12 protein-coding genes are annotated in these 12,840 nt (G+C 54.3%); 5 read left to right on the top strand and 7 right to left on the bottom strand.

Going from position 1 to position 12,840, the window contains the following annotated elements; genetic code table 11:
- Positions 1 to 78: 78 nt before the first annotated feature.
- Positions 79 to 576 carry a metallophosphoesterase family protein gene (locus tag AC0LWT_RS32950; protein WP_474685538.1) on the bottom strand — a complete coding sequence of 166 codons (498 nt, stop codon included), beginning with the start codon at positions 574 to 576 and terminating at the stop codon, positions 79 to 81.
- Positions 577 to 812: 236 nt separating this feature from the next.
- On the opposite strand from AC0LWT_RS32950, the gene AC0LWT_RS32945 reads away from it, so the two are divergent.
- The 3 genes from AC0LWT_RS32945 (at position 813) to AC0LWT_RS32935 (ending at position 4,435) form a co-directional block, all read left to right on the top strand.
- The gene (locus tag AC0LWT_RS32945) at positions 813 to 2,114 is read left to right on the top strand and encodes an AAA family ATPase (RefSeq protein ID WP_474685537.1); all 1,302 of its coding nucleotides are present in this window, start codon (positions 813 to 815) and stop codon (positions 2,112 to 2,114) included.
- A 14-nt stretch (positions 2,115 to 2,128) separates the two neighbouring features.
- On the top strand, positions 2,129 to 3,838 hold the full coding sequence (locus AC0LWT_RS32940) for a hypothetical protein (protein WP_474685536.1): 1,710 nt from the start codon (positions 2,129 to 2,131) through the stop codon (positions 3,836 to 3,838).
- Positions 3,839 to 4,228: 390 nt separating this feature from the next.
- On the top strand, positions 4,229 to 4,435 hold the full coding sequence (locus AC0LWT_RS32935; protein ID WP_474685534.1) for a hypothetical protein: 207 nt from the start codon (positions 4,229 to 4,231) through the stop codon (positions 4,433 to 4,435).
- 224 nt (positions 4,436 to 4,659) lie between these two features.
- Here AC0LWT_RS32935 and AC0LWT_RS32930 read toward each other — a convergent pair whose 3' ends face one another.
- The 4 genes from AC0LWT_RS32930 to AC0LWT_RS32915 all read right to left on the bottom strand — a co-directional run bounded on the left by AC0LWT_RS32930 (position 4,660) and on the right by AC0LWT_RS32915 (position 7,973).
- Positions 4,660 to 4,857, bottom strand: coding sequence for a hypothetical protein (locus tag AC0LWT_RS32930; RefSeq protein WP_474685532.1), 198 nt, complete (start codon positions 4,855 to 4,857; stop codon positions 4,660 to 4,662).
- A 159-nt stretch (positions 4,858 to 5,016) separates the two neighbouring features.
- Positions 5,017 to 5,853, bottom strand: a complete 837-nt coding sequence (locus tag AC0LWT_RS32925) for a prohibitin family protein (protein WP_474685530.1) — start codon at positions 5,851 to 5,853, stop codon at positions 5,017 to 5,019.
- A 69-nt stretch (positions 5,854 to 5,922) separates the two neighbouring features.
- On the bottom strand, positions 5,923 to 7,230 hold the full coding sequence (gene hisS / locus AC0LWT_RS32920) for a histidine--tRNA ligase (protein WP_474685528.1): 1,308 nt from the start codon (positions 7,228 to 7,230) through the stop codon (positions 5,923 to 5,925).
- Between the two features lie 263 nt (positions 7,231 to 7,493).
- Positions 7,494 to 7,973 (bottom strand): glutathione peroxidase, encoded by a 480-nt coding sequence (locus AC0LWT_RS32915; protein ID WP_474685526.1) that lies wholly within the window; start codon positions 7,971 to 7,973, stop codon positions 7,494 to 7,496.
- A 180-nt stretch (positions 7,974 to 8,153) separates the two neighbouring features.
- Between AC0LWT_RS32915 and AC0LWT_RS32910 the strand changes: the two genes are divergently transcribed.
- A complete protein-coding gene (locus tag AC0LWT_RS32910; protein WP_474685524.1) occupies positions 8,154 to 10,316 on the top strand; it encodes a HelD family protein in 2,163 nt (720 codons plus the stop codon).
- Between the two features lie 186 nt (positions 10,317 to 10,502).
- Positions 10,503 to 11,135 carry a PAQR family membrane homeostasis protein TrhA gene (gene trhA / locus AC0LWT_RS32905; RefSeq protein ID WP_474685523.1) on the top strand — a complete coding sequence of 211 codons (633 nt, stop codon included), beginning with the start codon at positions 10,503 to 10,505 and terminating at the stop codon, positions 11,133 to 11,135.
- 36 nt (positions 11,136 to 11,171) lie between these two features.
- On the opposite strand, the gene AC0LWT_RS32900 is transcribed toward trhA, so the two are convergent.
- Entirely contained in the window at positions 11,172 to 11,825 is a 654-nt protein-coding gene (locus tag AC0LWT_RS32900) for a GDSL-type esterase/lipase family protein (protein WP_474685522.1), read from the bottom strand.
- 90 nt (positions 11,826 to 11,915) lie between these two features.
- A complete protein-coding gene (locus AC0LWT_RS32895; RefSeq protein ID WP_474685521.1) occupies positions 11,916 to 12,221 on the bottom strand; it encodes a hypothetical protein in 306 nt (101 codons plus the stop codon).
- Positions 12,222 to 12,840 lie beyond the last annotated feature (619 nt).

Raw genomic sequence — 12,840 nt, 5'->3', positions numbered from 1 at the left:
TATTGCTGTCGGTATTTCTCGTCAGCTTAACAATATTCGTCCTACGCAGTCAAAAATCCTCTTTCTATCAAGCCCGTCTTATATCTTTTCGTCGTAAAAATACAGCTGCGCGTCAATACCGGCCCCCAGCTCGATGATGCCGTATGAATACCGGGGTTGTCTCCGCTTGTCGGTCGGCGAACCCGGATTGAACAGCAGCATGCCGTCAATCGTTTGCCGGTAAGGAACGTGGGAATGCCCGAAAATGACGATGTCCGGCCGTTCGGCAGCAAATGCTTCCCGCGCCCGCTCCTCGGTCGTCTTGCGGTAGCCGTCGCCATGGATCAGCCCGATCCGGCGGCGGCCAAGCGTGAGCAGTTTTTTGCGCCCGAAGCGCTCGATGATGTCCATGCCGTCGTTATTCCCGGCCACAGCCTCGCAAGGAGCTATTTGCTCTACAAGATCTACGATCCGCATGCCTACCCAATCGCCGGCGTGCACGATCAGATCCACACCCTGAAGCCCCCGAACGAGTGCATTCGGCAGCTTTTCCGCACGATCCGATAAATGGGTATCCGAAATCACACCAATTCTCAAGTACTATCACTCCAATCGCTCTCTGTCCTGCCATTGTAACAGAAAACGCTTACATTTGCACGCAATCGTCCAAAAAAGGACATTCCTTCCATCTGATGTAAGCAAAACGATTCTATACTTCTTCCGCTCACTCACTCGCTGTTTGCGTGCCAGTTTGTTACAATAGAAACCATACTTCAACCGATAAAGGGGGATCGCGTGCACCCGGCCCTGCAAACCGGAGGCACTTCCATCATATGAAAGAACCTGTGGTCATTCAAAATAAACTCAAAGAAGCGATGAGCCATCTCGAAAAACGCTTCATGGAACGCGAAGAACTGATTCGCGTGCTGCTGCTGGCCGTAATGAGCGGCGAGCACGTTCTGCTCGTCGGCCCTCCCGGCTCCGCCAAGTCGCAGCTGGCGCGGGCCGTTGCCGGACTGTTCGGCAGCGAGCCCGGCTTCGATTATTTGCTCACCAGGTTTACAACTCCCGATGAGCTGTTCGGTCCCGTTTCTTTGCAAAAGCTGAAACAGGACGAATACGTCCGGTTGACGGACGGATATTTGCCGGCGGCGCGCTTCGCTTTTCTCGACGAAATTTTCAAGGCGAACAGCGCGATTCTCAACTCCCTGCTCTCTATTCTGAACGAGCGTATCTTTTTCAACGGCCGCGGGAAGCAGCAGGTTCCGCTTCATTTTTTGATGGCGGCTTCCAATGAGCTGCCCGAAGACAACGAACAGCTTGCCGCGCTGTACGACCGCTTCCTTTTCCGCTTCGAAGTCGAGTATGTGAAGCAAATATCGAGCTTTGAGCTGATGTTCGGCGCCCCTTCCGCACCGCTGCCCGTACTGCTGTCGACGGAGTTGGTCAACCAATTGAAAGCGGCGGCGCAAGACATTATTTTGCCAGAGCCGATCATCTATATGATGTTCCAGCTGAAAACCGCCATGGAGGAAAAAGAATACGTCATATCCGACCGCCGCTGGCACAAAATCGGCCGGGTCTGGAAATGCTCCGCCGCCATCCACGGCCGCAGCTCGGTAAGCGTATGGGATACGGTGCTCACACCGCATATGCTGTGGGACTTCCCGGAGGACTTGAGCGAGCTGAAAGAGCTGTTCGATCAAGTTTTTCAGGAGATGCTGAAAAAGGAAATGGAGCAGGAACTGCCGCTCCAGACCTACAATCAATCCGTCCGCAAGTGGCTGGACAAGGAGGACGAGCTGCATTCGTTCCAATTTAAAAAGGAAGTCGGCGGTGCGCTTTCCAAAGAGGCGTCCGAACGGCTGAAAGCGGAGCTGGAGCTGTGCCGCTCCGAGCTGGAGGAAACGGCTAGAAGCTTGCGGGGCCGGCTCATCGGCTGGCAGGAAAAGGAGAAAAAGCTGGCCGAATGGATCGCTTCCCAGTTCATTTTCCTGCTGCATCCTGATCAATATGCCGTAAAGTTCACCCATCTCCGCATACAGGGCGAGCGCATCCTGCAGTCCGTTCAAGGCCTGTACCGCACCTTGTTTGACCGGGAAATTCCCGGCATTGTCTACGACTATACCCTTTAAAGAGGTACCGCCCTATGATCATACGCTGCACAAGGGTCGACAGATACGTCTTCGAAGGCTATGTCCGCTCATCGCGGGCCGCTAGCGAATGGATGCGCGAGGCTGTCCGGCAAGCCCCGTGGTTTCAACTGGAGCTGTTCGCCGATTTTTTCATGTGTTTTTATTTGGCGAAACCGGAAATCGACGGCGCGGCGGAAGACACGCCCTTTCACCGCTGGCTTGTGCTCACTTTGCGCAAGCAGTATTTTTACGTCTCGATACATCCGCGGACGATCGGCCATGTCAATGCGTCCTTCAAAACGGCGCTGAAAGCGTTGATGTGGCTGACGGAGTCTTACGAGAAAGAAGTGACGCGCAGGCAAAAGGAACAGCAGCAGCTTGCCGCCGGCATCGAGAAAAAGCAGGAGCGCAGCGGCCAGGAAGACGCCAGGGTCAGCGAGCGGCTAACGGACAAACAGATCGAGAAGTTGCGCCTTGTCGGCTATACGCTCCAGCAGGGCAAGCGCACGGTCGAGGAGAAACAGGCTGCCGCGGATACGAAACCGCTCGTCGCCGAGGAGATCCAGGCTTTGCGCCAGCGCATCGCCGAGTTGAAGGAAGCGATGCGCACCGAGTTCATGAAGCGGGACAAGCTGAAAACCAAGCTGCGCAAGGCGGAGGACGAGCTCACGAGCCGCGAGCGGCAAATGGAGCGGATGACCGCAAGAGATGCCGCCGCGATGAAAGAAATCGAGGACGAGATCGGCGATTGGCTGAACCGCGCGCTCAAGGAGACGCTGTCGCAGGAAGAGGAAGACAGCTTCGATGTGCACGCGCTGATGCAGGCCAGCCAGCGGCTGGCCAACAGGCGCTGGGGCAGCGAGCTCGGCAAACTGCGGCGGCAGACGTTCGAACGCTACACGCAGTGGATCGAAAAGCTGCGGCGCAGCAAAGATTTGATCACCTTCTTGCAGGAAGTCGGCCGGAACGTCCATCACCTGCGCGTGCAGCGCAAAAAAATACGCTCCCCTTTCATTCCCGAAGCCTACGACGATTTGCGGCATTCCGGGGAGCTTTCCCACATGCTGCCCAGCGAAGCCAGCCTGCTCGGGGATGAAGATTTCGAGCCTTATTTTCTCGTCAAATGGATCGAAAACAAGCTCATGACTTACAACTACACCGGCGCTCTCGACGAACCGCAAAAAGGTCCCGTCATCTGCATGCTGGACACGTCGCACTCCATGCGCGGCGCCAAGCTGAAGCTTGCTCAGCTGTTCACCGCAACGTTCGCCTCCTTCGCCCTGCTGGAGGGGCGCGACTTCATGCTGCTGCTGTTCGGCGCCAAAGGCGAGCTGATCGAGCACACGCTGTACTGTAAGCGTCCGGATTGGGACCGCTTCTACACGCTGGCGCAGATGGCTTTCGGCGGAGGCACGAACTTCGACGCGCCGCTACTGAAAGGAATGGAAGCGGTGCAGAGCAATCCGCATTTTCACGGCGCCGATTTCGTCATGGTGACGGACGGCGTAGGCCAGTTGTCCCCGCCGACGCTGCAAAAGCTCGGCGCGCTCGGCCAAACCAAGCGGCTGCGCCTCCACTCCCTGATCATCGGAACCGCGCGCCAGCATCTGATGCAAAAATACGAGATTTTGGGCGTCTCGCATCAAATCCGATTTGCAACGACCTGGGAGATGCAGGACCCGGTTAAAGACGAGCTGCTGCTTGACGTTTTCGCTAAACATTGACGGCACGGAATAACGCCCTCTTGACCGCAAACGATTGTTTCCATTTGGGTGAACACTTGAAGGAGGCATCCGTATCGGCTATGCGTAGAACCGACTGGCAAGCAGTTCACCTGCTAGATATCTGGTGCATAAGCTTGGCCTTTGGGCTGAAGTAGGCCCCCCTCTCCTATCGGGTTACGGTGCTGAAGTAAGCCCCTTCCCGGTCGGGTTGCGGTGCTGAAGTGGTGAGGCTAGACGGCTTGGTAGGGAGAAAACCTGCAAAAGTGCAGGTTTTTTCTGTAAAAATGGTCCATTTTAGCGAAATTCCTGCAATAGTGCAGGAATTTTCGACGAAAATGAACCTGAGCCCATGTTCGCAGCGAAAAGCCTGTACATTTGCAGGAATTTGTCGTGGACAACGTATCTATCGAACAAAAACTGTACTTTTGCAGGTTTTCTTCGCGCAACCAGGCAGAGGGTGCGACCGGCTCTGGTGTGTGGGTTTCTTGGCAGATTGGTGCGATCGGCTCTGGCGTCTGGGTTTCTGGGCAAATTGTTGCGACCGACTCTGCCGTGTGGGTTTCTGGGCAGATTGTTGCGACCGGCTCTACCGTGTAGGTTTCTGGGCAAATTGTTGTGACCGACTCTGCCGTGTGGGTTTCTGGCAAATTGTTGCGATCGGCTCTACCGTGTAGGTTTCTGGGCAAATTGTTGCGAACGGCTCGGGCGGGCGGGTGGCGGGCTGGAAGGTCGCTGTTTTGCCGGGTGCACCGTCATTGGACGACCCAAAAAAGACCCGCAATCTTCGCTTGGAAGCTTTCGGGTCCTTTATTTGCCGATCATCACAGCAACTCTTTAATAACGTGCAGGGCTACGCCCGTCTCGCGGTATACTTCCAGCAATGAAGCTCCCGGGTTCGAACGGACAAACTCTTTCACTTTGCGTGTTTCCGCCATAAGCTCTTCTACGCACGTTTTACAGCGATTCTCATAGTCGGCGAGCAGCAATTGCCCGCAATCGACGCAGTTGCAAAGCGGCATTGGCTCACCCTCCACGTTGGTTTCCCTATATCTTTCGCAAGCCGCTTCCCGAATTCGGGGGTAACCCTGGAATAAAATTCCATCGTTATCGTGATCGCACTTGCATTCTACTAGACATTATACCCCAGGTTTTGACAATGCCGCCAGTACCGATCCTGTTTACTTTTTCGTCAAAGAATCGATGTCGATAAATGGTGCCGCCCCGCCGGTAACGGAAGGTAAACGGCCGTCCCATTTTTCCAGCGCCTTCTCCTGCACTTCGATTTGCTTCAATTGCACAAGCTCCGGCGTTACTTCCTGCTTCTTGAGCTTGAGCGATTCCGCCTCCGCCTGCGCTTGCGCAACCTTTTGCTGGGCTTCGATTTGAATCCGTTTCAAGTCGTTCTCCGCTTTCAAAGCTTGCTGCTGCGCGACTTGCTTCGCTTCAATCGATTGATTGAACGCATCGGAAAATTTGAAATTGACAATATTGATGTCATTGACGAACAGATTGTATCTGCCCAAGCGTTTGGTCAGCAGCTCCTGAATTTCCACAGCGACCGCATCGCGTTTGGCGATTAAATCTTCAGCCGCATATTTGGCTGTCACTTCTTTCACGATTTCCTGAATGGCCGGCGCGATGATCACCGTATCGTACGAGCCGCCGATATTGTTCATCAAGTTGTACGCCGATGCTTTATCCACCGAATAGTTAACGGCGACGTGCGTGGACACCGGCTGAAGGTCTTTCGACGATGCCGTCGTGTCGGCTTCCGCTTTGGTCACCTGGGTGTTCACTTGAATAATCGTCTGCACGAACGGCACTTTCATATGCACGCCCGGGCCCAATACGGAGTCGCTCAGCTTTCCGAATGTTTTGTACAAACCTACATTCCCGTACTGTACGGTCGAAAATCCGTTCAACAAAATAATGAGAACGACAACGACCAGCAAAGCCGTGGTTATGATCCATTTCACATTCGCAGCCCGACTCTTCGGGTTCAGATTGGTTTCCATCGCATCTCTCCCTCTCTTTTTTAAGAACCTCAATAATTGTACGGCGGCGAGCGGGAATTTGTTTCAAAATTATGTAAAGTTTCTTGGCGGGCAGCACACTTCCATGCAGCGGATCGCTTGTTGCAGAGGAACGACCTGCTCGGTCTGCTCGACCATATCTTTCAGCCTGACTCGGGCTGCCGAAATTTCCTCCGAACCGATCAGAACGACGAATCGGATGCCTTGAGCGGATACGGATGACAGCAGCTTTTTTAATTTGCGGCTGCCGCTTGCGACGCGGGTCCGTATGTTTGCCTGGCGCAGCTCGAACGCTGTCCGCAGAGCTTCGGCGGAAGCTTCCTCCCCTATCGGAACGACCAGCACCTGGGGCCGGGGCGTTTGATCCGCATGTTCTCCGCGACGCAGCATCTCCATAATCGCCTCCAACCCAAAGGAAAGGCCGACTGCCGGAACGCTGTCTTCCCGTCCCTCCGCCAAAAGCCCGATCATCCGGTCGTATCTCCCCCCTCCGCCCAGACTCGATGTATACGCGCCCGCCGCATCGGCAATCTCGTAAACCGTACCTGTATAAAAAGACAATCCCCTCGAGAGAAACGGGTCAAAAGTGCAGCAGGCGTCCAAACCGGTTTGCTGCAAAAGCAGCTGCAAGGCCCGTGCCTCCTGCGCACCTCCCTTTGCCTCCAACTGAAAACGGTCCAGCAGATGAGCGAGTCGCAGCGGCTCCTCGCCGTTAAGGGCCAGCGTGCGGGTTATTACTGCGTCCGATAATCCTTTGGCGGCAAGCTCGGCGCCAACGCCTTCGGCACCGATTTTCGCCAATTTGTCCAGTGTAAGCATGACGGTAAGGTGCATAGCTGACGGCACGCCAAGACAGTCAAGCAGCTCGCCGAGCAATTTGCGGTTGTTCCATCTGATAATAACCGGAATGCCGAGCTTCCCGAACACATCGGCCGCAAGCTGCATCAGCTCCACCTCTCCGACCGGACCCGCGATTCCGACCGCATCGGCGTCGCATTGGATGAATTCACGCATTCGTCCGCGCTTCACGGGGCCGTCCCGGAATACTTTGCCGATCTCATAACGTTTGAACGGAAGCTCCAGCCCGGGGTTATTCGCAACCACTTTGGCAAGCGGCAGCGTCAGGTCATATCGAAGCGCCAAATTCCGGCCGCCCTGGTCATGCAGGCGGTACATTTCTTTCAAAATCTCTTCCCCGCCCGCATACTTGGATGCCAGCAGCGCCTCTTCATTCAAAATCGGCGTTTCCATCGGCTCAAAATCGTACAATGCAAACACCGTTTCCAGCACGGACTGCACCTCTTTCCTCAGCGCCTGCTCTTTTCCCCAATAATCGTTAGTTCCTTTCACGTTTTGCATACATTTCCCATTCCCTTCTCCGTTTATTGGCGAAAATAAAAAACGCGCCGGACCTCTGGTCCCGCGCGAATCGTTATTCCGCAGGGAGGCCAACGCGAACAGCGTTAGCCCACCCCGAAAAAGTTACAGGTGTGTGCTAACGCCTTTCAAAATAATGATGAAATTGTACGATGCAAGAACGAATCATGGCGATCGTCTCCTTCAACATAATTACAATGATTATAACGGCACGTTGTCCGCTGTGCAACTGGTTTTTTTGCCGGTTATGCCAGCAAGGATTCAATATCGGCAGCGATATCGGCAGGCTCCGTGCGGGCGCTGTACTGCTTCACGATTTGACCGCTGGCATCGACGAGGAATTTCACGAAGTTCCATTCGATATCGCCGGTCCGGTAAGGCTCGGGCGTGTTGTTCACCAAATAAGCAAACAGCGGATGAGCATGCTCGCCTTTGACGTCCACCTTGGCGAACATCGGGAATGTGACGTTATAGTTCAGCTCGCAGAAGCTTTGAATTTCTTCGTTCGTTCCCGGCTCCTGATTGGCAAACTGGTTGCAGGGAAACCCGAGAACCGTAAAACCCCGCTCTTTGAATGCTTCGTAAAGCTCTTGCAGCCCTTTATAATGCGGAGTCAGTCCGCAGGCGCTGGCCGTATTGACGATGAGCAGCACCTTGCCTTTAAACGCGGAAAGCGAAATTTCCTCACCTTTAATCGTTTGTACTTGTATATCATAGATCGACATAAATGCTCTCTCCTTTATTTTGAAATGTCCCGACTTGTCCATTATAACATTGCTTTCCAGCATTTTACCAATGCTTTCGGACGACCTTGAAGCTAAAGTTGCCTGCCAACCTTTCATGTGATATAGTTGATTACTCTGTTTTTATTTACCAACACATTAACTCTTAGGAGGTAACTGATCTTGGACACAAAGACTCAAAGTGCCTATCAAGAAGAACTGCAGCGTCTGGAACAAACAGGCGAAGAGATCGACCGGCAGTTGGAAAGGCTGCGCGCGACCCCGGTTTATTACGGCCCCGACTTAACCGAGCAGGCGCTCGAGGGGATTCGCGATCAAAGCCGTCGCAGCTTGTCCAAAGCCGTAGAGGAGCCGTATTTCGGGCGTCTTGACTTTCAAGAAAATGCGTCAGGCAGCCCCGTTCCGCTGTACATCGGCAAAGTCGGCGTAGAGGACGATCACACCGGGCAGCTGCTTGTCATTGACTGGCGCGCGCCGGTAGCCAGCCTGTTCTACTCGTTTACAGGCGGTTTGGACGCCGCAGCCTACGATTCCCCGGACGGGCTGATCGAAGGCCTCGTCTATTTGAAACGCAACCTCGTCATCCGCAAGCAAATTTTGCAGCGGGTCGTCGATACTTATGACCGCGATCAGGATTCGCTCGCCGTAGGCGACGAGTTCCTGCTTTACAGGCTCGGCGAGAACAAGGACAATAAGCTGCGCGACATCGTGTCCACGATTCAAGCCGAGCAGGACCGCATCATTCGCGCCGCCAAGAACACGGCGCTGATCATTCAAGGAGTCGCCGGAAGCGGTAAAACGACCGTCGCGCTCCACCGCCTCGCGTTCTTGCTCTATCAATACAGAGAGCAAATCCGTGCGGAACGGATGATTATTTTCGCGCCGAACAGCATGTTTCTCGACTACATCTCCGGCGTGCTCCCCGAGCTCGGCGTCGGCAATATTCAGCAAAGCACGTTCACCGACTGGACGCTCGATATTTTGGATCAGGAAGTCAAAATGGCCGACCCTTCCCTCGCCCTGCAAACCTGGTTCGCCGTCGGCAGCAAACGGCCGGTTATCGACGATTCCGCGCCGGGGCGCTTCAAAGGCTCCACCGCCTTCCTCCGCTATTTGGACGATTGCCTGAGCCGGTTCGAGCAATCGTACGTTCCGGCTGCGGATTTCATTCCGTGGGAAGGCGCCAAGCTGCCGATCGCCACGATCCGCGAATGGTTTTTCGTCGAAAACAAGCACTACCCGTTAGCCAAACGCCGTGAGCGCGTCATCGCGCGGATTAAGCGGTGGACGGAGATGCAGCTGGAAAAAATTTGGGAAGCAAGCCGCAAAAAAGATTTGAAGAAAAAATCGTCCCAGAAGCTGCGCACGTATTTGACCGGATGGCCGGAGCATACGGCATTCTCGCTGTATAAGCTGATTTTTTCGGAGACGGGCAGACCCTCAAGCCTGCCGCTTGAGCTGCTGCGGCAAATTCCCGACTCGATCGTCAGCTCCACGGTGAAGCTGTTCAAGAAAAAAGAAGTGCAGCCGGAAGATCTGGCGCCGCTGCTGTACATTCATACCCGTCTGCACGGCATCGCTTCAGACCGGATGTTCGATCATGTCGTTATCGACGAGGCGCAGGACTTCTCGCCGTTCCAGGTTGCCGTGCTGGATTCTTATACACGCAGCGGCTCCTTTACGATTTTGGGCGATCTGTCGCAAGGCATCCATGCCTATCAAGGCATCGTCGAATGGAAAGAATTTTCCAGTTTATTCCAAGAAAACGAAACGGCTTATTTCGAGCTTGAACGAAGCTACCGCTCTACGATGGAAATCATCCATTTTGCGAATCAGGTGCTCACCCGGGGCGTGCCCAATCCGCTGCTCGCCGTCCCTGTATTCCGCAGCGGAGACAAGGTGCGCGTGCTGCAGACCGCCCCCGCAAACCGGCTGCCTATGCTGGTAAAAGCCGTGACGAAGCTCAAACAAGGCGATGCAAACACGATCGCTGTCATCGCGCGGACGGAGAAGCAGGCTCTGGAGCTGCACGAAGCGCTGACTGCGTCAGGCATTGAGGCGAATTTGATTACGGCTGGGCAAAGGGAATACCGCGGCGGCCTTTCCGTACTTCCGGTCTACATCGCCAAAGGACTCGAGTTCGACGCCGTCCTGCTTATGGACGCAATCGCGGGTCAGTACGAAGCGAACCTGTTGGACGCCAAGCTGCTGTATGTCGGCTGTACCCGCGCCCTTCACGAGCTTTGGCTGATCGCCCCCGGCGAGCTGTCGCCGCTGATCGATATTCGGGATGAGGCCTACGTAACCACCGATTTTCCACAATAACCAATAAGACACATAGCTCCGGTGACCGCAACGCGGCGGCCGCCCAAGCTGTGTGTCTCTTTTTTTCGGTTTGCATTTTGTTCAAAACGAATGAAGGTATACGCGTTCCGCGAGCGTCCAAACTAGTAGTGGCTGAACCAATCGCCAAAAACAACGAATGAAATTGGGAAGAAAGAAGGGAAGCATATGGACTACTCGCTTCGAGAGGAACGGGCCAACGCCATCAGTCATGGCATAGGAGCCGCACTCAGTATCGCCGCCTTGATTCTGCTGATCGTTCAAGCCAGCCGTTATGGAGACGCCTGGCATATTGTAAGCTTCAGCATTTTCGGAGTCACCCTGGTGCTTCTGTATACGTGCTCCACTTTGCTGCACAGCGTCAGCGAACCGAAAATCAAAGATCTGTTCGAGATTCTGGATCATTCCGCAATTTATTTGCTCATTGCCGGAACGTACACGCCTTATCTCCTCGTTACGCTGCGCGGGACGCTCGGTTGGACGTATTTTGCCGTCATATGGAGCTTGGCACTCGTCGGCATCGTGCTCAAAATCTTTTATGTCAAACGATTCATCGTACTGTCCACGATCTGTTATATATTGATGGGCTGGCTCATTGTGTTCGCCTTCAAGCCGCTCTATGACCATTTGCCGACCGGCGGGATCGTCCTGCTTATTGCCGGCGGACTGCTGTATACGTTCGGCACAATCTTTTATGTATGGCGCGGCGTCCGCTACCACCACGCCATATGGCATACATTCGTGCTGGCAGGCAGCGCTTGCCACTTTTTCTCCATATTCCTTTATGTCGCACCGCTGTAAAGCTTTTGGCGCCGCTGACCGGCCGCATGGCTCCCGTTAAGCCAGCAAATGCTGCAGTTGACCGACGGAGACGGCGTGTTCGAGCGCGGCGGCAATCAGCCCGTAGCCTTTGGCGTTCGGGTGGACGTGGTCTTCGGCCAAATGCTTGCTTTCTTTGCCGACAAAAGCATCATAAATTTGCACGACGCGGACGTCCTCCTTCGCCTGCTTGCGCAAAAACCGGTTAAACCGCCTGATCCAGTAAGCGGAATTGGGCACTTGCGGCAGCGGATTATACAATCCGATCAAAACGATGAGATAAGGCGCCCCAGCGCCTTTTTTCAATTCTTCCAGCTGCGCGAGCAGCTTTTTATAATTCGCTTCATATTTTTGCAGCGCCGACTTCAGAAGGTTCGCATTACCCTGGTAAAAATAAGGAATGGCAGCTTGAATTAAATCGTTGCCACCGGCTGTAATCGTGATCAAGTTCGCCTGTTTGACATGAGCCCGCAGTTCGGGCTCCTTTTCGAGCTTGGCGAGCAGTTCTCCGGTAGTCGCGCCATTCGTACCTGCCTGAGTCAAATGGACGGGCACGTTCAGCGCCTTCTCCACTTTTTTCCGGTACAGCGGCACGAAGCCTTGCCCGGCCTTTGCCCCATAGCCTACAGTCAAGGAATCACCGAATGCCAGATAATGGATCGCCTTCTTCATCACAACCCTCTCCCCAAATCCCGACGTACTACCAATGTATGCGGGTGCGCCCAGATTGGGAAGGCCGGACGACGCGCCGGCGGGAAGTTTTTATTCGCTCGCGAGCAGCATCTGCGGCTTGCACTGCTCCTCGACAAACCTTTCGATTTGCGCCTTTTCCGTCAAAGTAAACTGATATTCGCAGTCGCAGCCCTCGTCCTGCAGCACGATTTGCACGGGCTCGCCGCCATGATTGCATATGACGAGAACCCCCGGCTCCTGCAGGCCGTTGGGCAAATACTGCCCTTCCTTCAAATTCAGGTCGAGGTACACATCAACCCATTGCCCCCGAGCTTCCACTTCCCTGCGAAATAGCGCAAAATCGTGCTCTACCGGATCCGCACCGTATTTCATCATACCCATTGCCTCCTTCTTGCACGTGTCGTCCACTTATTGTAACCCAGCCTCCGCGTTTGTGGTAGTTCCCCCTCAAATGTACTACAATGAAACCAAGAATATTTTTTCATCGTGTTCGAGCGGGGGATAAAAACAGTCGTCCATGCTGCGCGGAACGGCGTTTTTAGCGACCGTCGAGCGGTTCCGCAGTAATTAATTTTCGGGCTTGCACATTCGTTTGTGTGAAAACCCACGATGGGTGGCACGGCGCAGCCGGTTGAACCTGACGGCTTGGCAGCCCGAAATAGCCTGCGAAAACCCCCATGACGCCGTGGACGTCACCCCACAGAATGAAAATAATTCAGCTCTACTGTGTTTATTTTCGTATAAAGTGCAGGCTTTTTCGGGGGAGCGGGCCGGTTTCGGGAAATTCCTGCGATTGTGCAGGAATTTCCGGCTAAGAGGCGGCTGGGCCTCGAATTTCGGCGAAAAGCCTGCACTATCGCAGGAATATTTCGCGGGCAGCACTTCTCGACGCAAAAAAGATGTACTTTTGCAGGCTTTCTGCGCGCGGCTAGTGATTCCCTGGTGAGCATGTTTTTCCGCTCACCACTCTGTAGGCCTCGCCTGCAAGGATGGC

This window comes from Paenibacillus sp. sgz302164, from assembly GCF_056120505.1.
Note: the sequence above shows the minus strand (reverse complement) of the source record. Positions and strands in the feature narration are given on the sequence as shown.